The 26,799-nt window shown below is 49.9% G+C and carries 18 protein-coding genes; 16 read left to right on the forward strand and 2 right to left on the reverse strand.

Annotated features, from left to right (window positions below):
* Positions 1–213 precede the first annotated feature (213 nt).
* Positions 214–1,158, reverse strand: coding sequence for an NAD(P)-dependent oxidoreductase (locus EKM99_RS07535; protein WP_125582427.1), 945 nt, complete (start codon positions 1,156–1,158; stop codon positions 214–216).
* A 284-nt stretch (positions 1,159–1,442) separates the two neighbouring features.
* On the opposite strand from EKM99_RS07535, the gene EKM99_RS07540 reads away from it, so the two are divergent.
* From EKM99_RS07540 to cydC, 4 genes are all read left to right on the forward strand, one after another.
* Entirely contained in the window at positions 1,443–2,894 is a 1,452-nt protein-coding gene (locus EKM99_RS07540) for a cytochrome ubiquinol oxidase subunit I (RefSeq protein WP_125582429.1), read from the forward strand.
* Positions 2,887–3,897, forward strand: coding sequence for a cytochrome d ubiquinol oxidase subunit II (gene cydB, locus EKM99_RS07545; protein WP_125582431.1), 1,011 nt, complete (start codon positions 2,887–2,889; stop codon positions 3,895–3,897). The genes EKM99_RS07540 and cydB overlap by 8 nt, the downstream gene beginning before the upstream one ends.
* A gap of 734 nt (positions 3,898–4,631) precedes the next feature.
* A complete protein-coding gene (cydD, locus tag EKM99_RS07550) occupies positions 4,632–6,365 on the forward strand; it encodes a thiol reductant ABC exporter subunit CydD (RefSeq protein WP_125582433.1) in 1,734 nt (577 codons plus the stop codon).
* Positions 6,362–8,098 (forward strand): thiol reductant ABC exporter subunit CydC, encoded by a 1,737-nt coding sequence (gene cydC, locus EKM99_RS07555; RefSeq protein WP_125582435.1) that lies wholly within the window; start codon positions 6,362–6,364, stop codon positions 8,096–8,098. Before cydD ends, cydC begins: the two co-directional genes overlap by 4 nt.
* Before the next feature lie 135 nt (positions 8,099–8,233).
* Here cydC and EKM99_RS07560 read toward each other — a convergent pair whose 3' ends face one another.
* A complete protein-coding gene (locus EKM99_RS07560) occupies positions 8,234–9,211 on the reverse strand; it encodes a polyprenyl synthetase family protein (RefSeq protein ID WP_125582437.1) in 978 nt (325 codons plus the stop codon).
* A gap of 305 nt (positions 9,212–9,516) precedes the next feature.
* Here EKM99_RS07560 and EKM99_RS07565 point away from each other — a divergent pair, with 305 nt between their 5' ends.
* The 12 genes from EKM99_RS07565 to EKM99_RS07620 all read left to right on the forward strand — a co-directional run bounded on the left by EKM99_RS07565 (position 9,517) and on the right by EKM99_RS07620 (position 26,619).
* Positions 9,517–10,425 (forward strand): 1,4-dihydroxy-2-naphthoate polyprenyltransferase, encoded by a 909-nt coding sequence (locus EKM99_RS07565; protein ID WP_125582439.1) that lies wholly within the window; start codon positions 9,517–9,519, stop codon positions 10,423–10,425.
* An 86-nt stretch (positions 10,426–10,511) separates the two neighbouring features.
* Positions 10,512–11,087 (forward strand): xanthine phosphoribosyltransferase, encoded by a 576-nt coding sequence (locus EKM99_RS07570; protein WP_125582441.1) that lies wholly within the window; start codon positions 10,512–10,514, stop codon positions 11,085–11,087.
* A 111-nt stretch (positions 11,088–11,198) separates the two neighbouring features.
* The gene (locus EKM99_RS07575; RefSeq protein WP_125582443.1) at positions 11,199–12,350 is read left to right on the forward strand and encodes an ATP-grasp domain-containing protein; all 1,152 of its coding nucleotides are present in this window, start codon (positions 11,199–11,201) and stop codon (positions 12,348–12,350) included.
* Positions 12,351–12,746: 396 nt separating this feature from the next.
* Complete coding sequence (gene pcrA / locus EKM99_RS07580) at positions 12,747–14,975, forward strand: DNA helicase PcrA (protein WP_404819778.1); 2,229 nt, start codon at positions 12,747–12,749, stop codon at positions 14,973–14,975.
* A gap of 23 nt (positions 14,976–14,998) precedes the next feature.
* Positions 14,999–17,032, forward strand: coding sequence for an NAD-dependent DNA ligase LigA (gene ligA / locus EKM99_RS07585; protein ID WP_125582447.1), 2,034 nt, complete (start codon positions 14,999–15,001; stop codon positions 17,030–17,032).
* Positions 17,033–17,054: 22 nt separating this feature from the next.
* Positions 17,055–18,200, forward strand: a complete 1,146-nt coding sequence (locus EKM99_RS07590; protein ID WP_125582449.1) for a CamS family sex pheromone protein — start codon at positions 17,055–17,057, stop codon at positions 18,198–18,200.
* A gap of 258 nt (positions 18,201–18,458) precedes the next feature.
* Complete coding sequence (gatC, locus tag EKM99_RS07595) at positions 18,459–18,770, forward strand: Asp-tRNA(Asn)/Glu-tRNA(Gln) amidotransferase subunit GatC (protein ID WP_125582451.1); 312 nt, start codon at positions 18,459–18,461, stop codon at positions 18,768–18,770.
* A complete protein-coding gene (gatA, locus tag EKM99_RS07600) occupies positions 18,771–20,240 on the forward strand; it encodes an Asp-tRNA(Asn)/Glu-tRNA(Gln) amidotransferase subunit GatA (RefSeq protein WP_125582453.1) in 1,470 nt (489 codons plus the stop codon).
* Positions 20,240–21,661, forward strand: coding sequence for an Asp-tRNA(Asn)/Glu-tRNA(Gln) amidotransferase subunit GatB (gene gatB / locus EKM99_RS07605; RefSeq protein WP_125582455.1), 1,422 nt, complete (start codon positions 20,240–20,242; stop codon positions 21,659–21,661). The genes gatA and gatB overlap by 1 nt, the downstream gene beginning before the upstream one ends.
* 17 nt (positions 21,662–21,678) lie before the next feature.
* Positions 21,679–22,689, forward strand: a complete 1,011-nt coding sequence (locus EKM99_RS07610) for a diacylglycerol kinase (protein ID WP_125582457.1) — start codon at positions 21,679–21,681, stop codon at positions 22,687–22,689.
* A gap of 74 nt (positions 22,690–22,763) precedes the next feature.
* Complete coding sequence (gene rlmD, locus EKM99_RS07615) at positions 22,764–24,131, forward strand: 23S rRNA (uracil(1939)-C(5))-methyltransferase RlmD (RefSeq protein ID WP_125582459.1); 1,368 nt, start codon at positions 22,764–22,766, stop codon at positions 24,129–24,131.
* Between the two features lie 301 nt (positions 24,132–24,432).
* Positions 24,433–26,619, forward strand: coding sequence for a hypothetical protein (locus tag EKM99_RS07620; protein WP_125582461.1), 2,187 nt, complete (start codon positions 24,433–24,435; stop codon positions 26,617–26,619).
* Positions 26,620–26,799: the final 180 nt, after the last annotated feature.

The following is a 26,799-nucleotide window of genomic DNA, read 5'->3' on the forward strand; positions in this document are numbered from 1 at the left end:
AATTTGACATCTGCGTTCTTCGATGTAGCCGAGCTAGTGACTCTAAGTGCTGGTAATACTAGCAAAGACTGTTGGAGCACTCACGCCTGCTGGGTCTGTAACCAATGACTCAGATAAACGTTGCCAGTCCAGCGATGATCATAGCAATGTCAGATTGAAGTACTAATCATAACCGGAATCTCTGGCAGCCGCAGGTGACTGGCTTGGACTAATTTAGTAGCCGCGGTTGACATCAACCACGTTGACCGTCAACTTGCCATCGGTTTCCCAGCTTTGCAGATTATCACTGAGGTAGCCGAAGAGGGCACGAATGTTATCAACGTCAAAGCCACTTTGGTGCGGTGTAATCAGAACATTCGGGTAATCCCACAACTTAGACTCACGGGGCAGGGGTTCATTTTCAAAGACATCTAAAGCAGCGTTCAGGACGTTTTGGTACAGCAGCGCGTGCATCAAGGCCGCTTCGTCTACCGACTTGCCGCGCCCGACGTTGACGAAGATACGGACGCCGTTCAGCTGGTTGAAGTAAGTCTCGTTGAAGTAGTGGATGGTTGTTGGCGTAGCGGGCATGGCATTGATCACCACGTCGGCGTCCTTAACCAGGTCCGCATCGTCTTCCATGCTGACGGTGCCCTGAAAGCCATTAACGCCATGGCCGGAACGATTGACGCCAAAGGGATAACTGCCAAAACCATTGAGCAGTTCGGCAATGTGCTGGCCAATACTGCCAGTGCCATAAATGACAATCTTTTGGTTGGCCAAGGTTGCCAGTTCCGTCCGGGCTGGGACTTGCCAGAAGTGACCCGCTTGGTTCTTTACCGCGTCGTTAAAGTCACGAAGAAAGTAAAGTAAATAACCAATCGTCGATTCGGCAATTGCTGCGGAATAAGCGCCACTAGCATTGGTGACTTGCACATCGTGGGCCCGGATCCAGTCGAGTGGGAGGTAATCTACGCCGGCACTAACGGTTTGAATCCAGCGGACGTGATTTTGCGGATTCTGTAAAACGGCGGCACCGTGCTGGCTCCAACCGAAGATAATATCGATATCCGTGGCCGTTTCCCAGTCGGTAGCGGGGACCACATCGATTCCTTGCGCCTTTAAGGCGTCGGTTTGTGTTTGATTGAGAGTTGGAAAGGTTAATAATCGTTCTGTCATTTAAAAAACCTCCTTCGACGGTTTGCGTCTCCTATATTTTAGCACGAGTAGGGGTCATTCGCCTAGAAATCCCATCAAAACAAGGAAAACGCTTACAGAAACAACACACATATTTAAATGTGTTACGAGGATTGACAACTAAATTGCACACAAATTTCGAATATAATCCATTAACTTTGAGGAGATTGGCGCCCAACCATTGCTTATTGACTTATCACTCGATATAATGGACTCAAGACAGCAATTATTTATTTACACTAATAACGTTTGGGGAGGTTAGAAAAATGTTAAATCTTGGTCTGGATATCCTAGGCCTAGCGCGATTCCAATTTGGAATGACCACTGTCTTTCATTTCTTCTTCGTTCCATTTTCAATCGGCTTAGCCTTCGTCGTCGCCGTCATGGAAACCATGTATGCGATTAAAGGCGATAAGGATTACAAGAAGATGGCGCAGTTCTGGGGCAAAATGTTCCTCTATAGCTTCGCTGTCGGTGTTGTTACTGGTATTATTCAAGAATTCCAATTCGGAATGAACTGGTCCGAATACTCTCGGTTCATGGGAGACATCTTCGGCGCGCCACTGGCGATTGAAGCCTTGGCTGCCTTCTTCCTGGAATCCACGTTCATCGGGATGTGGATGTTCACCTGGGACCGCTTTAACAAGTGGGTCCACACTTTATTCATTTGGTTAGTTATGTTCGGGTCTTCACTTTCTGCACTATGGATTTTGGCTGCCAACAGTTTCATGCAAAACCCATTGGGCTACATCATCAATCAGCAAACGGGTCACGTTCAAATGGTCAGTTTCGGTGCTGTCCTGAGTAACCCCCAACTGTGGAGTGAATTTCCGCACGTTATCTTCGGCGCTTTTGTTACCGCTTCCTTCGTCATTGCCGGCTGTGCCGCATGGCGTTTGCTGAAGAAGGACCACGTGACGTTCTACCGCAAGTCTTTGAACGTTGCCTTGGTCATTGGCTTAATCTTCTCCGTTGGCTCCATTGCCAGTGGGGATATGCAAAGTCGTTACTTAATCAACAACCAACCCATGAAATTTGCCGCAATGGAAGGGCTCTACAAGAACTCAACCAACAAAGGTGAATGGGCGGCCGTTTCTGGCTTCGATACCAAGAATCACAAGACGACTTGGTCGGTTGATGTGCCATACGTCTTGAACCTGTTGAGCTACCACAAGACAACTGGGACTGTTAAAGGCATGAACACCATCAACACGGAATTACATGCCAAGTATGATAAGAAATTTGGGAGTGACATCAATTACTACGTCCCAACCAAGACGTTGTTCTGGAGCTTCCGGATTATGTCTGGGGCAGGTGCCTTGTTCGCGCTACTCGCTATCGTGGGACTGATCTTTAACCGGAAGAAGTCACAACTCATTATGAGTCAACGCTGGTTCCTGTACATTATGGGGCTCTGCCTGTGGCTACCGTTCGTGGTCAACACGGCTGGTTGGTTCATCACTGAATTTGGGCGTTATCCATGGGTTGTCTATGGTCTGCTGACCATTGCCGATGCGGTTTCGCCAAATGTATCCGTTGCGTCGCTACTCACGTCGAACATCATCTACTTCCTGATGTTTGCGGGTATGGGGGTCGTCATGATCGTTCTGTGTCACCGGACGTTGAAGGCGGGACCTGATATTGAAAATACCGATGGGTATGCGGCAGGCGATACCGACCTGGATCCGTACTCAAAGGGGGCGTTCAACCATGACTAGTTTACAACTACTCTGGTTTATTCTAATCGGTGTGCTGTTTAGTGGTTTCTTCTTCCTGGAAGGTTTCGACTTCGGGGTGGGGATGCTCGTCAAGAGTTTCGCCAAGAATGAAGCCGAACGTGACGTTGTGATTCGTTCAATCGGACCGCACTGGGATGGTAACGAAGTCTGGTTGATCACCGCTGGTGGTGCCATGTTCGCGTCATTCCCAATGTGGTACGCAACGTTGTTCTCTGGATTCTATCTCGTCTTGTTCCTGATTCTAGCCTCGTTGATTTTCCGGGGTGTCTCGTTCGAGTTCCGGGCAAACATGAAGACGGAGACTTGGCGAAACTTCTGGGAATGGGCTTCCACAATTGGTAGTTTCTGCGCGGCGTTCCTCTTTGGGATGTTATTTACCGCAATGATTGCTGGGATGCCAATTGATAAAAATGGCGACATGACGGCCCACTTCTTCGACTACGTCAACCTGTTCTCTCTGGTTGGTGGGGTCGCCGTTACCGTCTTGTCACTGGTCCACGGCTTGAACTTCATTCGGTTGAAGACGTCTGGTGAATTACGTGACCGGGCCCTGGCTTGGAACAAGATTTTGTACCCCGTTCTATTTGCGGGTGAAGTCTTGTTTGCCATTCTTCTGTACTTCTCAACGGACTTCTTTGCCAAGAAGCCACTGACGACGACGGCCATTGTCGTTGCATTGGTTGTCTTCACTTGCTTGGCTTACTGGGGTGTCTTGGGGAACCACGAGTGGCTCTCATTTATCGGCAGTGGTCTCTCACTGATCAGTGTGGTTGTCTTGATCTTCAATGGGTTATTCCCACGGGTCATGGTTGCCAACAATTCAGCGTACTCACTGCTGATCAAGAATTCTTCTAGCTCGCCATACACGCTACACCTGATGACCATCCTGACGTTTAGTATCCTGCCAATCGTTTTGATCTACTTCATCTGGAGCTACTGGGTCTTCTACAAGCGGCTCGCTTCACCAAAGCAAAACGCTTAATTAATCAGTCTTTTCCACCGTCCCCACGACTTTGCGGCCGTGGGGACTTTCTTTTATCACTTGCAATCAATGGGTTTACAAAATTGTGGCGACATTGTGTGAAGTTGCCGGCTTACCGTTCCCAAATTTAGGCTGGAACGCTGTGGGGAGGACGGCCTAAGCCGAAGAGCGGTCTTGGACCTCGCTTTGAACCGCCAAACCCGCGTTTCAAAGTCGCCATTTTCCAAGAAGACCACATGGAAAATCCCACGGCTGAGCCTAAATTTGGCTCACTCACGCCTACATAGACGACGACCAACTATTCTGGACAAAGGTTGTCAGTCCAGCGATGGTCGCATCGATCTCATGTTGAGGAGCTATCCTAACCGGAGGAGGACAGAGATGGAGACAGCTATGTCGACGGTGTTAGCTGGGAACCAGCTTACAGTGTGGGACGCGTTTGGAGATTGGCGAATTTTGCCAGGCTTCAAACCGAGCCGGAGGACCGCTTCTCAGGCCGCAGGCGGTCCCCACAGCAGGCGGAATCTCTGGCAGCCGCAGGTGGCAAGCTTTAGCCAATTTGGCACCAACGCTCCTGTGGGTTACGTTGCATGAATTATTTTATGCAAGCAATCCTTAGTAGACAATTAAATTGTAAAAAAGATGGTGAGAAGTAGCGATTGGTAGCGCTTAGATGAACGAAAAATGCTATCATTGCAGTATGAGTTATCACTTGTTGTGAGGGGGCTTTATTTTTGATTGATCAACGTGTTTTTAAATTTCCGGGTGTGAAACCGGCGACGGTCATGGAAGCGATATTGACATTGATTCAAGCTATCATGATTATTATTCAGGCGCAATACTTGTCCGTCGCAATTGTTCACCTCTGGAAGCAACAGCCAATTGGCACCATTGTGGCACCGTTAGCTGTCTTTGCCGTGGCATTCTTAGCCCGGCACCTGTTAACGCTCTTAAAGGATTGGTTACTCTATCCTTTCGTGGAAAAAACCACGAAGAAGTTGCGGAAGGACTTTATGGCCAAGCTGTTTGACCTGGGTCCGAGCGTCGTGGCCGAAAAGGGAACCGGGAACGTGGTTACCATGGGGCTCGAAGGTATTGACAAGATTCAGACTTATCTGATGATGATTATCGGTAAGGTCTTGGACCTGTCGATCACACCGTGGCTAGTTCTGATTTACATTGCCTTTATCCAGTGGAAAGAGGCCTTGTTCTTACTCGCGATTTATCCCTTAATTATTATCTTCATGATTATTTTGGGGTTAGCCGCTCAGGCCAAGGCCGACCGGCAGTACGCTGGTTATCAACGACTTTCGAATCACTTTGTGGACACATTACGGGGGCTGCCGACACTGAAGCAGTTGGGGCTGAATGAAAGATATGCGGATAACGTTTATCAAGTGAGTGAGGATTACCGGAAGAAAACGATGGCGACGTTGACGATTGCCATGACCTCTACGTTTGCCCTGGATTTCTTCACGACTCTGTCCATCGCAATCATCGCGGTATTCTTGGGTTTTGGCTTGATGAACAACACGATACAACTGTTGCCAGCACTGGTGATCTTAACCTTAGCACCGGATTACTTTGCACCAATTCGGAACTTTGCCAATGACTATCACGCTACCCTGAATGGGAAAAATGCGTTGACGGCCGTTCTAGATATTTTGCAGCGTGAAACACCGACCGACCGGGAGCTTTTACCGGCACGGGAGCCCGTTTGGACGGTTGATGATGACGTTCGGTTCGATCACGTTAACGTAGCCTATGGTGAAGACCCGGCAACTTTACAGGACATTACCTTTGACGTTCACGGCTTACAGAAGGTCGGCATCATTGGGGCTTCTGGTTCAGGGAAGTCGACGCTGATCAACACCTTAGGCGGCTTTCTTAGCCCCCAGGATGGCCAGATCAGTGTTCGCGGGGTCAATGTGCCCCACCTCGACCAAAAGGCCTGGCAGCGGAGTTTTGTGTACATTCCGCAGGCCCCTTACTTGTTCCACGCTAGCCTACGGGAGAATCTGGCCTTTTACGCGCCAGAAGCTACCGAGGAAGCTGTGAATGCCGCGGCTGCCAAGGCTGGACTGACCGACTGGATCACGACGTTACCTGAGGGCTTGGATACGCAAATTGGTGAAGGTGCCCGGGGTGTCAGTGGGGGTCAGGCCCAACGAATTGCGTTGGCACGGGCCTTTCTCGATGATTCACGGCGCGTCTTACTCTTCGACGAGCCCACGGCACACTTGGATATTGAAACGGAAGTTGAGTTAAAACAGACTATGATGCCGGTCTTTGCGAATCATTTGGTATTTTTCGCCACGCACCGGCTACACTGGATGAACGAAATGGATTACATTTTGGTGATGGACCACGGCAAAATTGTGGAACAGGGAACGCCGGCCGAGCTACAGGCTAAGAATGGCGCCTACGTTCGGCTACGGTCCGAAATGGAAGGGGCGACGACACGATGAAGGGATTTTTTGCGACATTTAAAAATGATCATTGGGTCATGCCCTACCTCCGTCGGTACCGGAAGCTGCTGGCCTTGGTTCTGTTCCTCGGTTTCATGACGTTCTTCTGCGGTGGGGCGCTGATGTTTAACTCCGGCTATTTGATTAGTCGGGCGGCAACGCATCCTTATAACATCTTGATGATTTACGTACCCATCGTACTCGCGCGGGCCTTTGGGATTGGGCGACCAGCGTTTCGGTATGCAGAACGGCTGACCAGTCATAACTGGGTCTTACGGATTGTTTCCGACTTCCGTAAACGGCTGTACCAGGCCGTGGAAAAGCAAGCGGTAGCGATTCGCCAGACGCATCAGACTGGGGATGTCCTCAGCATCTTGGCAGAAGACATTGATCATATTGAGAATTTATACTTACGAACGGTCTTTCCACTAGTGATTGGTTGGCTATTGTACCTGTTCGTGGTGCTGGGCATTGGCTATTTTAACTGGGCCTTTGGCTTGTTAATGCTACTACTGCTGGGTGTGATTGTTATTTTTATGCCGCTGTTGTCCGTGACGGTTAACGGTCGGCGAGAATTCCAGGCGCGTCAGGTACAGCGGACCTTCTACACGAAATTAACTGACTCCGTTTTAGGTTTGGGAGACTGGTTGATTTCAGGTCGCCGGGAGGCCTTCTTGCAGCAGCAAGATCAACCAATTGATGAAATTGCGACCCTCCGGCGAGCAGACCACCATTTCCAGTGGTGGCGGAACTTTGCAATTCAATTCGTCTTTGGCGCGGCCGTCGTCCTAATTGTGTGGTGGGCGGGTTTAACGTTCACGCACAATCAGGCTGAAGCCAACTGGGTCGCTGCTTTTGGTCTGGCACTGTTTCCAACGGTTGAGCCGTTTTCGAGCATGAGTCAGGGGGTCAGCGAGTGGCCGGTCTACAAGGACTCCATTCAGCGGGTCAATCGCTTGGATGAGAACGAACCTGAACAAGCCCCACAGACCACGATTACTGACTTGCCAGAGCTGAAATTGGATCACGTGAGCTTCACCTACCAGGGTGCGCAACGCGAGGTCATTGATGATCTCTCTCTTGAGCTTCACCCTGGTGAAAAATTAGCCCTGTTGGGACCGAGTGGCACGGGGAAGAGTACCTTGCTCAAGCTGATTTTAGGCGACGAGCAGCCCTCTGCTGGACAAGTCACGTTAAATGGCGTGCCGATTGCCCAACTGCAGCAACAACGGGCACAGCTCTTTGGCGTCCTTGATCAGCAGCCTTACCTGTTTGACACCACGGTCATGAACAACGTCCGTTTAGGAAACTTGAACGCGACTGACGAAGAGGTCCACGCGGCGGTCAAGGCCGTTGAGCTGGACGATTTGATCGGTCGGTTGCCCCAGGGCTACGACACGGAAGTTCAAGAAGCCGGGAGTCGTTTTTCTGGCGGGGAACGGCAACGGTTGTCGTTGGCACGGATCCTGTTGCAGGATGCACCCATCATTATTCTGGATGAACCGACCGTTAGTTTGGATCCCATTACGGAGCAACACTTACTAGACACCGTGTTCGATGTGCTCCAGGATAAAACGATTATTTGGGTCACCCACCATTTAGCTGGGATTACCCACGTCGATCAGGTGCGGTTCATTGAGAACGGCCGCTTCGACATGCAAGGGTCACCAGCGGAACTGTACCGGGACAATGCCCGCTTTAGAGCTCTGTATGATTTGGATCGTGGGAAGTAAAAAGCAATTTGAATGCGATAGGGTAAATTTTATCCAAAAAAATAGCAGGCCGTAGTCTTGAAATCGACTAGGCCTGTTATTTTTTGATCACTATTCGCTTAATTTAATTCGAAGGTGGCGATAAGCACCAATTACTTAGTGATCCCGCCGCAACAGCATCGTCGTTAATTTTTCCAAATCAGCCTGAGCGCTGCCCGCGGGTAGTTGGCGAATTAAGGATAAGGCTTTTTCAGTGTGACGGAGCGCTAATTTACGCGCCGCTCCCACGCCATCATACTGGGCCACTAGGGCTTGCACAGCTTGGATATCGGCCACCGTCATGTCTTGCTTCTTCCGCAAGAGATGGTGGAAATCGCGTTTTGCTAGGGGAATCGCTAAGATGAGGGGCAGGGAGTAAACACCTGAGCGTAGATCTTCTAAAACTGGTTTTTGCGTTTTAACGGGATCACCCGCGTAATCCAAAATGTCATCTAGCATTTGGTAGGCGGATCCTAACGCAATGCCAATTTCTCGGGTGAGAGCAACGACGCTGACCGGTGCACCCGCTAATTTTGCGCCGGTATAGCAGCTCAGCGCAAACAATTCCGCCGTCTTACCAGCGACCTCACTCAGGTAAGCGTCCACGGTCGTGTCTTCACGGTAGTTTAGGGCCATTTGATGGAGCTCGCCTTGCAGAATTCGGTGCATGGCGTCGATGTGTTCTTGAACCATTTGCCGGTCGCCGGTAGCTTTCAGGACCTGGTTGAAGTAAACGGTAAACATGAAGTCACCGGCGTAAATGGCATTTCGCTGGCCGTACTTCATCTGAATCGTTCGGACGCCACGGCGGGTGGGGGACTCATCGATCACATCATCATGAATCAAGGTGCCGACGTGCAGAATTTCTAACGCAGCGGCCCCCGCCTGCAGCTCACTGGGGGTTCCCTGGTTACCAAACTTAGAAAACAAATAAAAATATCCTGGACGCAACAACTTGCCGCCGGATTTCAATAAGGCTAAAATTTTACTATGGATGGGTTGGTTATCTAGCTGAACCACCTGGAACAGGTAATCCTGTAGCGCATCCAGTTGCGGCTCCACTTGTGGGAATTGCCGCCAAAGTTGTCGATCCATTTCGCACCTCGTTATGTACATCACGTTAAAATTTATCTTACCGGCAAGTGTAAACGTTGTCAAATAAAGGTTACTCTGAATGGCAAATTTGTGACAGTTGGGGGCAAACAAGACGTTGTAAGCGCCAGAAATCCAGAAGTTAGCAAAGGGAAGGGATTTGGTACATGGGTTTACCAACTATTGCAGTTTGCCAGCTGTTGAACTGGCCCCGGACATAGGCTATGATCGAACTAACTTATTGTGTCATTGCAATCATTTCCCAAAGAACCTAGACAATTATGTTAGAACATTCAGGAGGAACCACCATGACCGTCAGTATTTTTCTCGAACTAGTCGAAATCAAAGCAAAAATCGCCTCAATCTGGCCATTCTTACTGGGAATGATCTTTGTTCAGGCCAACTTTCATCATGTGAACTGGGGCGTTTCGCTTCTCTTCTTTATTGCCATGCTGTTGTTCAACATGGCGGTCGACATTAACGACAATTACCAAGACTATACTAAGGCCGGCAACGAGGCCGTCGAGTGGAAGAAGCATACCAACATTATTGGCGTGAATCATTTGGCCGTCAATCGGATTTTTATTTTAATGGCCAGTATGGCCGCGGCTGCGGGGCTCATCGGCATCTATTTAGTCTGGCTGACAGGCTGGCCACTACTGGCGATGGGCATCTTCTGTTTCCTGGTCGGCTACCTGTACGCTGGCGGGCCGCGACCGCTGTCCGGGACGCCCACCGGTGAGTTCTTTGCTGGGTTTACCATGGGTTATATGATTATGTTAATTACCGTTTATTTAAATTTATATCAAACGACAGTGTTGACCGGGGGCTTACTTCTCCGAATTCTGCTGGCATCCGGGGTAGCCGTCATGGCCATTGCTGCGTTATTGCTAGCTAACAACATCTGTGACGCCGCCGAAGACCTGAGCCTTAACCGGAGGACCATTGTCTACTATCTGGGCAAGCAGCGGTCGCTATGGCTGTTTGCCAGCTTCTACGTTGTCGGGTATCTCTCCCTAATTGGTAGCGTGGCAATCGGTGATTTACCCAAGTGGTCATTACTGGCCTTAATCAGTATCCCGCTGATTTATCGTAACGTCCGGGGGCTGTTCCGGGTTCAAGTGAAGAAAGAAACCTTTATCTTAGCGGTTCGTAGCTTAGGTACCTTAGCGTTGGTCACGGTTTTAGCGGAATTATTAGGTCTCTGGTTGGGTTAAGCATTCCTAAATGTGTGGGCAAGTTGGTGTTTTTTAAGGTTCAATCAGGTAGAATGGAAGAAACACTTTTTTGGAGGTCAAGCAGGATGAAAATTTTAGAAGATCGTATTCGACAAGACGGGACGGTTCTGCCAGGAAACGTTTTGAAGGTTGATAACTTTTTGAATCATCAAATTGATCCCCAGTTAATGGATCAAATGGGTGCAGAGTTTGCCCGGCAGTTTAAGGACGCCGGCATCACCAAAGTATTGACGGTCGAGTCCTCTGGGATTGCGCCAGCCGTTTTGGCCGGATTGCATTTACAAGTTCCCGTCATCTTTGCTCGGAAACACAAGAGTTTGACATTACAAGACAATTTATACACGGCAAAAGTCTTTTCCTACACCAAGCAGGTGACCAACGATATTTCCATCGATCGGCGGTTTCTGTCTCGTGAGGATCGCGTGTTAATTATCGATGACTTCCTAGCCAATGGGCAAGCTGTCCAGGGCCTGTTTGACATCGCCGAAACGGCAGGCATTACGGTTGCTGGCGTTGGCGTCGTCATTGAGAAACGTTTCCAAAAGGGCCACCAGATGGTCGAAGACGCCGGGGTTCCCTTGGTTGCGTTGGCCAGCATCGCCTCATTTGCGGATGGTCAAGTCATCTTTGCTCAAAATTAAGCTTCACGAACTTGTGTAATTTGCGCGGAAACTTTAAAATAAAAGTGGATAGTTTTAATTTTTAACGGATAAAATAATGATATTAATTTTGGAAAGAAAGTAGGGAGTAAATTGGCGAACACGGTCTTATATCCTGGAGATACTATTGGGGTGATTGGTAATAGTGCCAACGCCGCGATGTTAGTGACAACGGCCCGGAAAATGGGGTTACGCGTCGGGGCATACGGCGCTGACGAAACGAGTGAAGCCTTACAATTAGCTGACTTCAAGGCAATCGGCACGAACAAGGATCGCGATAAGCTTCAGCATTTTGCGGAGAGTTGCGAGGCCATTGTGTACGATTCGGACCGTGTGAGCACGGAAGTCGTTAAGTTTTTGACACAGTTCACCCGGATTCCGCAAGGGTCAGACATGTTAGAAATGATGCAGGATCGATTACTGGAGCGGGCCTTCTTTGACCAGCTAAACGTTAACGTGGCACCATATGCCACAATCATTAATCTTGATGACGTGTACCAATCCGTTAACTCGATTGGGTATCCGTGTGTCCTGAAGCCCATCCAAAAGGAATGGTCGCACGGACGCGAATTGGTGATTAAAACGCAGACAGATATTGCTAAGGCAGCCGGTCTGTTGGATTGGGGAACCTACATTTTGGAATCCCAAATTGCCTATGACCGGGAATTTTCAATCGTGGTTGCCCGGGATCAAGACGGCAATCAACAGGCCTTTCCAATTACGGAAGTTCAGTCGGTCGATGACCGTGCGCAAAAGACGTGGGTGCCCGCAGAGGTCGATCCGGATGTGGCCAGCGAACTCCAACGGATTGCCGGTGAAGTTGCCAAGAACGTGAGCTACGTTGGGGTCTTCGAAGTCTCCTTCTACCTGACAGCCAGCGGGGCAATCTACGTCAAAAAGATTGTACCAGCTCCTAGTGAAACGGGGTACGTCTTCGAGGATGCCGCAACGGTGGACGAATTTGAACAACATTTACGCGCCGTTGTCGGGTTACCATTAGCGACACCTGAAATCCTAACGTCAGCGGTGACTGCTAACTTTACAGCGAGTCAATTAACTGCGATTCGGACGCAATGGCAAATCAAGGCCAACTGGCACTTTAACTTTTACCACTTGCGCAAACCAGCGGACGACGATGTGGTTGGCCACATTTCCGTCCAGGGCACAGAAATCAAGCCGCTGTTGGATCAATTGGATGATACCGCCATTTGGTCAACTCCCACGAATGATCAGCCGGAAGTCTAAGGCAGACTAGTATGAACAGCGCCATCAAACGCATCTGATCACCCAGTACTGGCTGATTGGGTGCGTTTATTCGTGACTCACTGACCAGCCATCTGCGGCTGCCAGAGATTCCGGCTGCTGTGGGGACCGCCTGCGGCCTGAGAAGCGGTCCTCCGGCTCGGTTTGAAGCCTGGGGAAACGCGTCCCACATCTTATGTAGGCGAGCGATAAGCCAGCAGATTTTCAAACGCAACCGAGTGGTCTCAATATTCGAAAAATTGTGTAACCGATCACGCAAAATTCTTTTAAAATATCGGGTTGAGTTTCAGCAGAACGTATGTTTTTTTGGTATACTATTCAAGACTAATTAGAGAGAGGACTGTGTTCAGGGTGGCAGGAGAAGAATTGTTAACTGGCATGAACGATAAGCAAACGGAGGCCGTCCTTCAAACGGCGGGGCCACTGTTGGTATTGGCAGGTGCCGGAAGTGGGAAGACCCGGGTTTTAACGCACCGGGTCGCCTACCTCATTGAACATGACAACGTGATGCCGTGGCGGATTTTAGCGATTACCTTTACGAATAAGGCCGCAAAAGAAATGCGTGAACGGGTCATCAAATTATTGGGACCGGATGGCAACGACGTTTGGGTCTCAACGTTCCATGCGCTATGTGTGCGCATTCTACGGCGTGATGCGGACAAACTGGGATACAATCGGGCCTTCACCATTGCCGATCCCGGTGAGCAGCGGACCCTGATCAAGCGGGTCTTACGGCAACAAAATTTAGATGTAAAGAAGTTCGATCCGCGCTCAGTCCTGGGCGCCATTTCCAACGCGAAGAACGCTTTGCAGACACCAGCAATGATGCGCGAAGTGGCTGGGAATCCTTTTGAAACAACGGTTGCCTCAGTCTACGAGAGCTACCAACGCGAATTACAAGCGAACCAGGCCATGGACTTTGATGACCTGATAATGTTGACGATTAAGCTGTTTAATCAGGATAAGGAAGTCCTGGGCTACTATCAAGAAAAATTCCAGTATATCCATGTCGATGAATACCAAGATACCAACGATGCGCAGTATACGTTGGTCAACATGCTGGCTAAAAAGCATGGCAATCTGTGTGTTGTCGGGGATGGGGATCAAAGTATCTACGGTTGGCGTGGCGCGAACATGGAAAATATTTTAAACTTTGAGCACGACTACCCAAAGGCCCACGTGACGTTGCTGGAGCAAAATTACCGCTCAACGAAAACAATACTGAAGGCCGCAAACGACGTGATTCAACGCAACGTGAACCGAAAGAAGAAGGACCTGTGGACGGATAATCCAGAAGGCGATAAGATTTCTTATTACCGCGGTCAAAACGAAAACGACGAAGCCCACTACGTTGTCGCGAAGATTCAAGAAGAAACTAACGAAAACCACCGCGGGTACGGTGATTTCGCTATTCTCTATCGGACTAACGCCCAATCCCGGGTGATTGAAGAAACGTTGGTCAAGGCGAACATTCCTTACACCATGGTCGGGGGCCACAAGTTCTACGACCGAAAAGAAATTCGGGATGTTTTGGCTTACTTGACGCTGATTGCCAATCCGGCCGATTCAATGAGCTTGGAGCGGATCATCAATGAACCCAAACGGGGGATTGGTGCGACCAGCGTTGAAAAATTACGTGACTTTGCGGAAATGAACGATTGGACCGAACTAGAAGCTACGCAAAACATTGCGTTGGCCACGAACTTGGGTGCCCGGATTCGCAACGCCATGGAAAAGTTTGGGATGACGCTCAAGGGTATTCAAGATCAGGCGGCGACCATGAATGTTTCGGATATCACGACTGAGTTGCTGGATAAAACCGGCTACATGGCTGCCCTGAAGGCTTCAAAGAACCTGGAAGCCGAAACGCGAATTGAAAACATCGAAGAATTTTTATCCGTCACTAAAAAGTTTGATGACGATTGGGATAATGCTGACCATGATGAGACTGAAGAGCGGTTGGTTGAATTCTTGGCTGACTTAGCGTTGGTTTCTGCCCAAGATGATGTTGAGGAAGAACCCGCTGAAGTTACTTTGATGACGTTACATGCGGCTAAGGGGCTAGAATTTCCCGTAATCTTCCTAATGGGTCTGGAAGAAGGCATCTTCCCGTTGTCACGGGCAATGCTCGAAGACGATGAGCTCGAAGAAGAACGGCGCTTGGCTTACGTGGGAATTACGCGTGCGCAGAACAAGCTGTATCTAACGAATGCATATTCCCGAATGCTTTACGGTCGGCGGCAGACGAACCCCCAATCCCGCTTTGTCACGGAAATTGATCCCGAGTTGCTACATTTGGATTATAGCGAAACCAAGTCTGGCTTAACCCCAAGTCGCCAAGACGTGCCGTTTGCTCGGCGAACGGCTAGCGGTGTGGCTAATCCTTACCATGGCAAGACCGGGCGCGTCTCAGAACCGTCTGGTACGGGTGCCGGTAAGGTGAGCTGGGGCGTTGGCGATAAGGCCAGCCATAAGAAGTGGGGAATCGGTACCGTTGTGAAGGTTAACGGAACCGGTGAAGACGCCGAACTGGATATTGCCTTTCCAGAACAGGGTGTAAAACGGCTATTAGCCGCCTTTGCCCCAATTAAACGAGTTGAGAAGTAACGGTTAACGTGGGAGGAATTTGGATGACTGACAAATCCATGGCATCTTTAACGCAAGAACAGGCCGCAGCTGAAGCAGCTGAATTACGCCCGCAGCTGATTGCTTGGGGCAAACAGTATTATGATGCGGACACGCCCAAGGTGGAAGATGACGTGTACGATCGAGCCTATGCCCGGCTGGTAGCCTTGGAAACGGCCTTTCCAGCCATCGTCACGCCTGACTCGCCCACACAACGAGTTGGTGGGAGCACCAAGAGTGACCTGCCGAAGGTTGTCCACGATATTCCAATGTTATCGCTGGGCGACGTCTTCTCTATCGAAGAGCTGCAGGAATTTGATGAACGTCTGCGAGGAAACGTTGCGGACGACTTTGATTATAATTGTGAGTTAAAGATTGATGGCCTGGCAATCTCACTGCGATATGAAAACGGTGAATTTGTTCAAGGTTCCACACGGGGAAATGGGCAGATTGGGGAAGACATTACGGCTAACCTCAAGACCATTACCTCGATTCCCCAGACGCTGAGCCGACCGCTGACAATCGATGTTCGGGGAGAATGTTACATGCCTAAGGCGGCTTTCCTGGCGTTAAACGAACGGCGGGAAGCCGCAGGACAAGCGCCATTTGCCAATCCCCGCAACGCCGCGGCAGGGAGCTTGCGCCAGCAAAACACGCAGGTAACTGCGGATCGCAAGTTGGCGACGTTCATGTACAACATCGCTGACTACGAACCGCTGAACACGCGTACTCAGAGTGGTTTGCTAGATGAATTGGCTGAACTGGGTTTTACGACGAACCCAACCTATCAAGTGGCTCACAACATGACTGACGTTGGTGACTACATCGAGCAGTATCAGGGGCAACGGTCTGAGTTACCCTATGGGATTGACGGCATTGTGATCAAGGTCAATACCTTGCCACTCCAGCGGTCACTCGGGGCGACGGTCAAGGATCCCCGCTGGGCAATTGCCTACAAGTTTCCGCCTGAAGAGGTGGAAGCGAAGGTCTTGGATATCGAATGGACGGTGGGGAGAACCGGTATTGTCACACCAACTGCCGTGATGACCCCCGTTGCATTGGCTGGAAGCACGGTGGCGCGGGCATCACTTCACAACCCGGATTACCTGACGGCGAAGGACATTCGTCTGGGGGATACAGTGCTCTTGCACAAAGCAGGCGATATTATCCCTGAAATTTCGCAATATGTCGTCGCAAAACGACCGGCGGATGCCGAGCCTTACGTGATTCCCACCCATTGTCCGTCCTGTGGTGCGGAGCTGGTTCATTTGGATGAAGAGGTTGCACTCCGGTGTATCAATCCCCGCTGCCCGGCCCAGCTTGCAGAGGGCATGAACCATTTTGCCTCCCGGAACGCGATGAATATTGCGGGTCTCGGTCCTCAGATTGTGGCGCAGCTATTTGACCGCAAATTGGTCGACGATGTGGCAAGTCTTTACCGCCTGACCAACGACCAATTATTAACTTTAGATAAATTTGGGGAGAAGTCGGCCCAAAACCTCTTGACAGCGATTGATAATAGTCGCAATAATTCATTAGAACGTTTGCTATTTGGTTTAGGCATTCGCCACGTGGGCGCAAAAGCCGCGCGGTCGATTGCGGCTGAATTCGGTGATATCGGTAGTCTGATGACCGCTGACAGTGAGAGCATCTCCGCCATTGATACGGTGGGGGGGATTATCGCTGACAGCGTCGTGACCTATTTTGCGAGTGATCAGGTGCGTGAATTGATTGATGAACTGCGCGCGGTCGGGGTCAATTTGACCTACACGAGCGGCGCTGAGACGGCCATTGATACGGAAGGCCAGTTTGCTGGTCAACGGATTGTGCTGACTGGAAAACTCCAAGAACTATCTCGGCCGGAAGCAACGGCCTGGTTGGAACAACACGGGGCGACAGTCACGGGTAGTGTCTCCAAGAAAACAGATCTACTGATTGCCGGTGAAGCTGCCGGTAGCAAGCTCACCAAAGCCGAGTCGCTCAACGTTCCCGTGTGGAATGAGGCACAACTCCAGGCTGCGATGGCTGAAACGAAATGATGACTTTAGGAGGAAACAAGTCGTGAAACGGTTACGAACCATTATCGCGTTGGCCGCGGTACCGCTATTTTTGGCCGCGTGTGGCAATTTAAGTAGCTCCAGTATGTCCGGGTCTTCCGGCAGTAGTAAGTCCGGGGGTACCCAATTGACCGGACAAAGTAGCGATGGTGACTATGAAGGTGTGATTAAGAGTGGCCACTACCAAACGAGTAAATCACGAGGCCTGACGAACAGCCAGGACTCAGGCAACACCTATAACTTAAAGAGTTTTGAAAATGGGATGTTGAACGTTTCCAAGAAAGTCTTCTCCACGAAGAGTTACGTTTTCCAAGAAGGCCAATATTTGAAGACGTCCACCGTTCAGAACTGGTTGGATCGGAAGTCCAAGTCCAATACGACTGGCTTAAACCTTGCTAGTAACGGGTCAACTTCTTCAACGAAGCGGAACCCCATCTACATTCAGGCGTTAGAAGAACAAGATTACATGACGCAAAAGAATAATAAGTTAAAGCTTGGTGGGGTCACCATTGGGATCGCCGTTAACTCCGTCGATTACTACAAGAAGACCCAGTATGGGGCGACCTACGAAACGAAGATCAGCAAGGCAGCTGGCGAGGCTTACGCCAAGAAGGCTGCGAATACGGTCCTGAAACGGTTGCGGCAAAAGTCCAAGTTGAAGAATGTGCCAATTGTGATTGCCATTTACCGACAAGCCTCTAACGATAGCTTGGTCGGTGGTGATTTCTTGGCTTACTCTAACAACAAGGCCGGGACCACCAGCGTTTCCAGTTGGACGGCTCTGAGCGAAAAGAACTATGTCTTCCCAATTGAGAGTGGTTCTAGCAGCCCGAACAGTAATGACGAAACGTCATTTACCAACTTTAAGACCCAAGTGCAAAACTTCTTCCCGAACCTGAGTGGTGTCACGGCGCAAGCCCACTACAACGGTAAGAGTTTGACGGGGATGCACGTGAATATTCAGACACAATTCTACAGTCAGACGGAAATTATCAGCTTCACCCAGTATTTACAGACGGCGGCGCAAAAGTACCTGCCATCTGGGGTGCCGATTGATATTACCGTGTCGTCGACGGATGGCGTTCAAAGCTTCCTGTCGCGTTCGACTAATGCTAAGAAGTTCACCAGTCACGTGTTTAACAGTTACTGATCTTGAAATAAATTAGAAACGGACATTGTCTCAGTTTTCACCCGCATGTGGCGAAGGCTAGGACAATGTCCGTTTCGACTTTAGGGATCAAAAGAGGCTAAATGACGAGCTGGCAAACTGGTGGCGTTTCCATTGAAGTTTTCTTGTCATAATCTTTGGCGTCTAGCGGATATATGGTAGAATGTTAATGTATGTTTACTCTGGGAGTATTCCGGGGTAAAAGGTGAATCGCGGATAAATCAGAAAGAGGGATAATTGATGGCTAATCGAATTAATCGAGAACAAGTTCAACACGTTGCCGGACTGGCCAAGCTTGAATTTACGGACGCCGAGTTGGACGCATTTACACCCCAACTGGACGACATCATCGGGATGTTTGAAACGCTGAGTGAAGTTGATACGGAAGGCGTTGACGTAACGAGCAACGTTTCTGACCAGCTCAACGTGATGCGTGAAGACGTTGCTGACAACTGGGGTCAAAGCTCAGCACTGTTGCACAATGCACCGGACGCAGCCCGCGGCTTTGTTAAGGTACCTGCCATCATTGATGAAAGCGAGGATAACGACTAAATGAATTATTTTGACAAAGATCTCGCTAGCCTGCACGCTGACTTGGTTGCAAAGAAAATGAGCGCTAAGGAATTAACCGAGGAAACCTTCGCCAACATCAAGGCGACGGATCCTCAAATCGATGCGTTTTTAAACTTAAACGAAGATGCCGCGTTGACGCAAGCAACGAAGATCGACGAACAGGGTATTAACGCCGATCAACCCTTAGCTGGGATTCCAGTGGGGCTGAAGGACAACATCGTTACCAATGGGTTAACCACCACGGCGGCTTCAAAGATGCTGGAAAATTTCAAGCCGGTCTACGATGCAACGGTGACTGAAAAGTTGGCCAATGCTCAAATGATTACGGTGGGGAAGACCAACATGGATGAATTTGCCATGGGTGGTTCTACCGAAAACTCAGCCTTTAAGACCACGAAGAATGCTTGGGACCACACCAAAGTTCCTGGTGGGTCATCCGGTGGTTCGGCTGCCGCGGTGGCCTCTGGTCAAGTGCCTGTTGCATTGGGATCCGATACCGGTGGCTCCATTCGCCAACCAGCTGCCTTTAACGGTGTTGTGGGAATCAAGCCCACGTATGGCCGGGTTTCCCGTTGGGGCTTAATTGCCTTTGGTTCCAGCCTGGATCAAATCGGACCAATGACGCGCGGCGTGAAGGATAACGCCACGGTCTTGAGTGCCATTGCCGGCCATGACGAACATGACCTCACGAGTTCAACGCAAGCCGTGCCAGACTTTGCGGCAGACTTAAATGACGCAACCAGTGTCAAAGGGATGCGGATTGGGTTGCCGAAGGAATTCTTAGCTGAAGGGGTCAACGATGACGTGAAGCAAGCAATCTTAGCTGCTGCTGATACGTACCGTCAATTAGGCGCCACGGTTGATGAAGTTTCCTTACCACACAACAAGTATGGGGTTGCGGCCTACTACATCATTGCGTCCTCCGAAGCCTCTTCTAACCTGCAACGGTTTGACGGTATTCGTTACGGTTACCGGGCGGACGACGTGCAAAACCTGGAAGATGTTTACGTGAAATCTCGTTCCGAAGGTTTTGGCGAAGAAGTTAAACGCCGAATCATGTTGGGAACGTTCTCCCTGTCCGCGGGATTCTACGATGCCTACTTCCTGAAGGCTGCCAAGGTGCGGACCGTCATCATCAATGACTTTAAAGCGGTCTTGAAAGACCACGACTTTATCATGGGTCCCGTTGCACCAACGACGGCCTTTGGTATCGGTGACGAAATCAAAGATCCCATCACCATGTACATGAACGATGTCTTGACGATTCCCGTGAACTTAGCCGGGCTGCCAGGACTCTCCTTACCAGCTGGTTTTAGCAATAGTTTGCCAGTCGGTATGCAACTCATTGGTCGGCCATTTGACGAAAGCACGCTCTACAAAGCGGGTTACGCCTTCGAACAAAACACTGACTTTCATTTACAAGTACCTACGTTAGGAGGCCAAAATTAATGAACTTTGAAACCACAATTGGACTGGAAGTCCACATTGAGTTAAAGACCCATTCAAAGATCTTTAGCCCGTCACCAGTCGCTTACGGGGCCGAACCTAACGCCAACACCAACGTGATCGATTGGGGGTACCCTGGGGTACTGCCAACCACCAACAAGGGTGTTGTCGCTGATGGGATTATTGCGGCGTTGGCGCTCCACGCCACGGTTGAACAACACACCCATTTTGACCGGAAGAACTACTTCTATCCCGATAACCCCAAGGCTTACCAAATCACGCAATCCGACAAACCCATTGGCCATGATGGCTGGGTAGAGGTCGATGTCGATGGTGTGAAAAAGAAAATTGGGATTTCCGAAATGCATATTGAAGAAGATGCCGGGAAGAACACCCATGAACGCGATTACTCCTACGTCGATTTAAACCGGCAAGGCACACCGCTGATTGAAATCGTGTCTAAACCAGACATCGCTTCACCTGCTGAGGCCTATGCCTACTTGGAAGCCTTGCGTCAGCGAATCCAGTTTACCGGGATTTCCGACGTGAAAATGGAAGAAGGTTCCATGCGGGTCGACGTCAACATTTCCGTCCGTCCTGTGGGTCAAGAAAAGTTTGGGACCAAGACTGAACTTAAGAACTTGAACTCGTTTAATTACGTGCAACGCGGGTTGGAGTACGAAGAGCAACGGCAACAACAAGTCTTGATGTCCGGCGGTTCCGTTCAACAAGAAACGCGCCGGTTTGACGAAAAGACGGGTGAGACCATTCTGATGCGGGTGAAGGCCGGCGCAGATGATTACCGGTACTTCCCAGAACCAGACTTACCAGCCTTGAACATCAGTGATGACTGGATCAAGGAACTCGGCGATGCCATGCCAGAAATGCCAACTAAGCGTCGTGAACGTTACGTGAACGACCTCGGCTTGACGGATTATGACGCGATGGTTATCACCCAAACCAAGGAAATGTCTGACTTCTTCGACGCTGCGGTTGCCCTGAAGGCTGATCCTAAGATGGCTGCGAACTACCTGCAAGGGGACGTTAACGCCTACCTGAACGAGAAGCAAGTGGACCTGCAAGCAACCAAGTTGACCCCAGCTAATTTAGCCGGCATGATCAATTTGATTTCTGACGGGACCATTTCTAGCAAGATGGCTAAGAAGGTCTTTAAGGCCATCACTGATGGCGAAGAACCTAAGGCGTACGTGGAAGCCCACGGCCTGGTTCAGTTGTCAGACCCAGCGAAGTTACAACCGATTATTGACGATGTGTTGTCGGCTAACCCCCAATCCATCGAAGACTTTAACAACGGGAAGAAACGGGCTGTTGGTTTCTTAGTTGGCCAAATCATGAAGCAAACTCATGGTCAAGCGAACCCCCAAGTCGTTAACAAGTTGTTAATGGCAGCATTACAGCAATAGAGCAATGGAGGCATAACATGCGTAAACGGGCACGGGTCATTTATAATCCGACTTCAGGACGCGAGGCGTTGAAGAAAGACCTCATTGATATTTTAGCGGTGTTCGAGCAGGCTGGGTATGAAACCAGTGCTTACGCGACCACCGCAGCACCAAATTCAGCACGTGATGAGGCGACTCGGGCTGCAAAGGCCGGATTCGAACTCATCGTGGCAGCCGGGGGCGATGGGACCATTAATCAAGTCGTCAACGGTTTGGCTGGCTTAACGCACCGTCCCAAGATGGCCATTATTCCTGCCGGTACCACGAATGATTATGCTCGGGCGTTACACATCCCACGGGAAGATCCCTTAGCGGCGGCAAAAGTCGTGCTTAAGGATCAGACCATTAAGATGGACATCGGTCAGGCAGGGGATTCTTACTTCATCAATATCGCCGGCGGGGGGCTCTTAACTGAGCTGACTTACGATGTACCAAGTAACCTGAAATCCATTTTCGGGTACCTGGCCTACCTGATGAAGGGGGCAGAATTGTTGCCACGGATCAAACCCATCGATATGGACCTGACGTATGATGGCGGCCATTTTCGGGGTAAAGCGTCGATGTTCTTGTTGGCGTTGACCAACTCGATTGGTGGGTTTGAACAGATTGTTCCCGACGCAGCGTTGGATGATGGCAAATTTACCATGATCATCGTCAAGACGGCCAGTATGCCAGAAATTTTGCGGTTAATGGGCTTAGTCTTGAACGGTGGTAAGCACATCAACGACTCGCACATCATTTACGAAAAGACCAGTAAGGTGATTGCCCGGCCCGTAGAAGACCGGATGATGATCAACCTGGACGGTGAATATGGTGGCGATGCACCCATGAAGTTCCGCAACCTGCGGCAACACATTGAAATGTATGCCAATCTGGATGATATTCCGGATTCTGCGGTTACCAGCGAGTCACCAGAACTGATCGCTGCGGAAGAGAATTTCGTCAAGCAGGTCGAGAGTTTACCGGAAGACCAAGAAACAGCCGATTAGATAGCAACTGGAAGGGATTTTGCGCGACGAATGAGCAGCAAAGTCCCTTTCTCATTAAAGAAATTGAGGTTATTATGAAAACAAACGCACCAGTAAGCAAAAACGAAAAACTTGACGTGACCATCGCCGACCTGACGTATCAGGGGATGGGTGTGGCCAAGGTCGACGACTTCCCGTTATTCATTGAGAATGCCTTACCTGGCGAAGAAATCACGATTCAAGTGACCAAGGTTCAGAGTCACTATGGCTTTGCCCGCGCCGTGGCTTGGAAGACGGAATCACCAGACCGGGTCAAGGACGTTGACAAGACTTACCGTCAAACTGGGATTGCGCCATTGCAGCATTTAGCATACCCCGCCCAATTGGCCTTCAAGCAACACCAGATCAAAGAACTGTTCAGCAAGGCCCACCAGGATGTTGACGTGGCGCCAACGCTGGGGATGGACAACCCAACGCAGTACCGGAACAAGGCGCAAGTGCCCGTTCGGATGATCAAGGGCAAGTTGGAAACCGGCTTTTACCGGCAACACAGTCACGAATTAATTCCGTTGACGGATTTCTACATTCAGGATCCTGCGATTGATGCAGCGATTGTGAAGGTGCGTGACATTCTGCGCCAATTTGAAATTCCGGCCTATAACGAAATTAGTGACAAGGGTGTCATTCGGAATATCATGGTGCGCCGGGGTTACTACAGTCACGAAATGATGATTGTCTTGATCAGTCGGACCCAGAAGATGCCAAGTCAGGCCCAAGTGGTCGACCAAATTCACAAGGCGTTGCCAGAGGTGACTAGTATCGTGCTGAACGTGAACGCCAAGAAGACCAACGTCATCATGGGGAACGTTACGCGGACGGTGTACGGCAAGCCAACCATCGAAGATACCTTGATGGGCCAGACCTTCGCCATTTCAGCACGGTCATTCTACCAAGTGAACCCGCAACAGACTGAAAAGCTGTACCAAATGGCAATCGACAAGGCCGGCTTGACCGGTGCTGAAACTGTGATCGATGCTTACTGTGGGATTGGGACGATTTCTTTAGCCCTAGCTAAGCACGCCAAGCAGGTTTACGGGGTCGATGTTGTTCCCGAAGCCATTGAAGATGCTAAGGTCAACGCGCAAAAGAACCATTTGAGCAACGTTGACTTCATCGTTGACAAGGCCGAAGACCAAATGGGCAAGTGGCAAGAAGCCGGCATCAAGCCTGACGTTGTGGTGGTTGATCCACCACGTAAGGGCTTGGCGGAAAGCTTGATTGATTCCACCGCCAAGATGGGTCCCAAGAAGGTCGTTTACGTCAGCTGTAACCCAGCAACGTTGGTTCGTGACGTGACGCGCTTCCAAGAACTTGGTTACGAAATTGACGGACCAATTCAACCCGTCGACCAATTCCCACAGACGCCACACGTGGAATCTGTGACCGTTTTGGTTAAAAAGTAACAGTAAAACAGATTTACTAGGCGCCATCCAGGTTTGTACTGGGTGGCGCCTTTTCTATTGCGTATCTTTCTGGGGCTCAAGTCGGGGATGGGTGATTGCACAGGGTGGAAAATGTGCTAGTTGTCCGCAGCACATTAGTAAGTTGAACGACAGTATCAAGGCATTTGGAGTACTACCACTTGATTTGTCATTATTTAGTGCGATAAAACGTTCAGATTGAAACAATTTAGTAGTATAATACTAGTTGGATAATAGTATTTTAGGGGTACTACTAATTTAAAGCGAATTGAGATGAACTCAAATGAAAATTAAGGCGTGGTTGGCGGTTGGCCTGTGCGTGGTTGGATTGGGACTAGTAAGCCAATCAGGGGTTACGGCACATGCGATTACGGACGCAGTTGATATTGATAATGCGTTGAGGTCAGTTCCTCAGGGGTTGAAATTATCTGGCTTTTTTAGTCCCGGAACACCCAACAATAATCAGGCGACCGTCGTTAATGGCCTCAACAGTGCGTCGCCAAATACCCAAGTCGTCGAGCTAACTAATGGTGGTAGTCAGGTTGGATCCATTTGGTCAAACGATGATTTCCTGTTTAATCTCAGAAAGAAACAAGTGGCGTCAATGTGGCTCTATTTCGGAAATAAGAGTTATGGGAGTGCGACGGCGAACGCGGCTGGGGACGGCATGGCGCTAGTTTTACAAAATGCAAACAATCCCAAACAGGCCACACCTAGCTTTGGGACTGGCGGTGCCATTGGAGAAACGTTGGGCGTGTGGGGGGTAGCCACCACGGGCAAGACCGATATGCAGGCGGTCTCGGACACGGCTATTCAAAATAGTTGGGCGCTTGAGTTTGATACGTATTTGAATAATGATGGCTCGTTCGACAATACAGCTAAAGGTTCTTCTTTTGATTTGGATACCACTGATGTCACAATTTCCAACCCACATTTAGCGGCTAATTACCCTGGAAAACCCGATACTTACACGACGCATAAAGTGAAGGGCGGGACTTTTAATCTTCTGACAAATTATTACGTGACGATGGTTCACAGAGGCCTGATTCAAGGCAGTGATTTCAACTTCCTATCCAATGGGGCCTGGCACCATTTAACCGTGACATATACGCCTAAAACGAGTACCGCTTCTGCCCGAATGGCATATAATTTTGATGACAAAGATCCGTCTACTGGGATAAGTCAGCCTGGCGAATCTAATTATATGGACATAGATACGGGCAACATTGATCCAAATTCTACCGGACTTGCCTACTGGGGCTTTACTGGCGCAACCGGTGGGAATAGTGAAGGAAACTTGGTTGCCTTTGAACAAATTCCTAACCTAGTCAACGCCTCCGCCACGGCCGATATGACCGCCAATGGCAAGCCCGTTACCGAAGGGGCAAACGTTAGTGCCAATTCACCGGTTGCACTGACCTACGACACCAAGTATGAAAGTGGGACAACGGACTGGACGGCTATTCAAGCCGAGTTGAAAATACCAACGGGTGTGACCATTTCTAAAGGCAATGTGGCCTATGATGACGGGACCACCACCACTTTGGGTGCAGCTGACATTGCGGCAATCAACGCCGGCAAGGGTATTCCACTAAAAACGTTGAATAGCGGTAATGCCACGGCCAAAATTAGTCTGCAGGGAACTGCGAATAACGTGACCAGCACCACCACGGCTGACCAGTCGCTGAGTAGGTTCGTGGGAAAAGAGGCCGTAGTTCAGGCGACACTGCCGAACTTTAATATTGTGCCGTCGACCTTATCCTTACAGACGGACCAAACGGCGATTACGGCGGATGGTAGTTCTGCGGTACCCATTACCGGGACCATCACGGATTCTGCCAGTACTGTAGCCAACGCGAATTTAACGGTGCACGCCACGCTGAACGACGGGACACTGGCCGATACTGCACTCGCCACGACCGATGCGGCCGGCAAATTCACGGTGTCCGTCCCCGCCGACAAACTTAATCCGGGTGCCAACGTCTTGGACTTGACTGCTGAAAACACGCAAACCGGCGCCGTTTCCAATACTGGTGAAGTCATCATTACGGTGGGTGGCCTCGACTTTAAGACCGTCACCGGGAAAGCTGTCTACAAAGCCAAATTGAGTGGCCAACAACAGCTAGTTTCCCGTGATGGGAGCAGCGATTTGGCCATCGTGATTCAGGACTCACGGACTAAAGGCAGTCAATGGCAGTTGACCGCTGCTGCGACACCACTGCTTGATACCAATAACACCGGGATGAATGGGGATTTGGTCTACGTCGATGGCAACCAGTCGACGACCCTGTCCACGGTCGCTGCGCCAGTAATGAGCCATCAAAACGATGGCACCAATGGCACCACGAACGTGACGGGCGATTGGTCCACGGGTCAGGGCCTATTACTGAATGTTGGCAGTGATGCCATCCAGTCAACGAAAATCTATTCGAGTGATATTACCTGGACATTGGTAGATGCCGAGCAATAAGCTGAACCTTTATCTAAAACAGCCCTTCAAAGCGGTTCTTAACCGTTTGGCGGGCTGTTTTTGGTCTGCCTGAGTTAGACTGAAGGTCGGACCCGAGTTGGCTGTAAATCTGAATTAAGGACGAACATCGGTTTATGGAAAATAGGTGATGTGTCAAATGGCAAATTGACATATTTTACC

This window comes from Levilactobacillus cerevisiae, assembly GCF_003946245.1.
Classification (GTDB): Bacteria; Bacillota; Bacilli; order Lactobacillales; family Lactobacillaceae; genus Levilactobacillus; species Levilactobacillus cerevisiae.

Bases quoted from the DNA above. Each gene is read 5' to 3' on its own strand.
- EKM99_RS07535 (WP_125582427.1), bottom strand. From the start codon at position 1,158: ATGACAGAACGATTATTAACCTTTCCAACTCTCAATCAAACACAAACC.
- EKM99_RS07540 (WP_125582429.1), top strand. From the start codon at position 1,443: ATGTTAAATCTTGGTCTGGATATCCTAGGCCTAGCGCGATTCCAATTT.
- cydB (WP_125582431.1), top strand. From the start codon at position 2,887: ATGACTAGTTTACAACTACTCTGGTTTATTCTAATCGGTGTGCTGTTT.
- cydC (WP_125582435.1), top strand. From the start codon at position 6,362: ATGAAGGGATTTTTTGCGACATTTAAAAATGATCATTGGGTCATGCCC.
- EKM99_RS07560 (WP_125582437.1), bottom strand. From the start codon at position 9,211: ATGGATCGACAACTTTGGCGGCAATTCCCACAAGTGGAGCCGCAACTG.
- EKM99_RS07565 (WP_125582439.1), top strand. From the start codon at position 9,517: ATGACCGTCAGTATTTTTCTCGAACTAGTCGAAATCAAAGCAAAAATC.
- EKM99_RS07570 (WP_125582441.1), top strand. From the start codon at position 10,512: ATGAAAATTTTAGAAGATCGTATTCGACAAGACGGGACGGTTCTGCCA.
- pcrA (WP_404819778.1), top strand. From the start codon at position 12,747: ATGAACGATAAGCAAACGGAGGCCGTCCTTCAAACGGCGGGGCCACTG.
- ligA (WP_125582447.1), top strand. From the start codon at position 14,999: ATGACTGACAAATCCATGGCATCTTTAACGCAAGAACAGGCCGCAGCT.
- gatC (WP_125582451.1), top strand. From the start codon at position 18,459: ATGGCTAATCGAATTAATCGAGAACAAGTTCAACACGTTGCCGGACTG.
- gatA (WP_125582453.1), top strand. From the start codon at position 18,771: ATGAATTATTTTGACAAAGATCTCGCTAGCCTGCACGCTGACTTGGTT.
- gatB (WP_125582455.1), top strand. From the start codon at position 20,240: ATGAACTTTGAAACCACAATTGGACTGGAAGTCCACATTGAGTTAAAG.
- EKM99_RS07610 (WP_125582457.1), top strand. From the start codon at position 21,679: ATGCGTAAACGGGCACGGGTCATTTATAATCCGACTTCAGGACGCGAG.
- rlmD (WP_125582459.1), top strand. From the start codon at position 22,764: ATGAAAACAAACGCACCAGTAAGCAAAAACGAAAAACTTGACGTGACC.
- EKM99_RS07620 (WP_125582461.1), top strand. From the start codon at position 24,433: ATGAAAATTAAGGCGTGGTTGGCGGTTGGCCTGTGCGTGGTTGGATTG.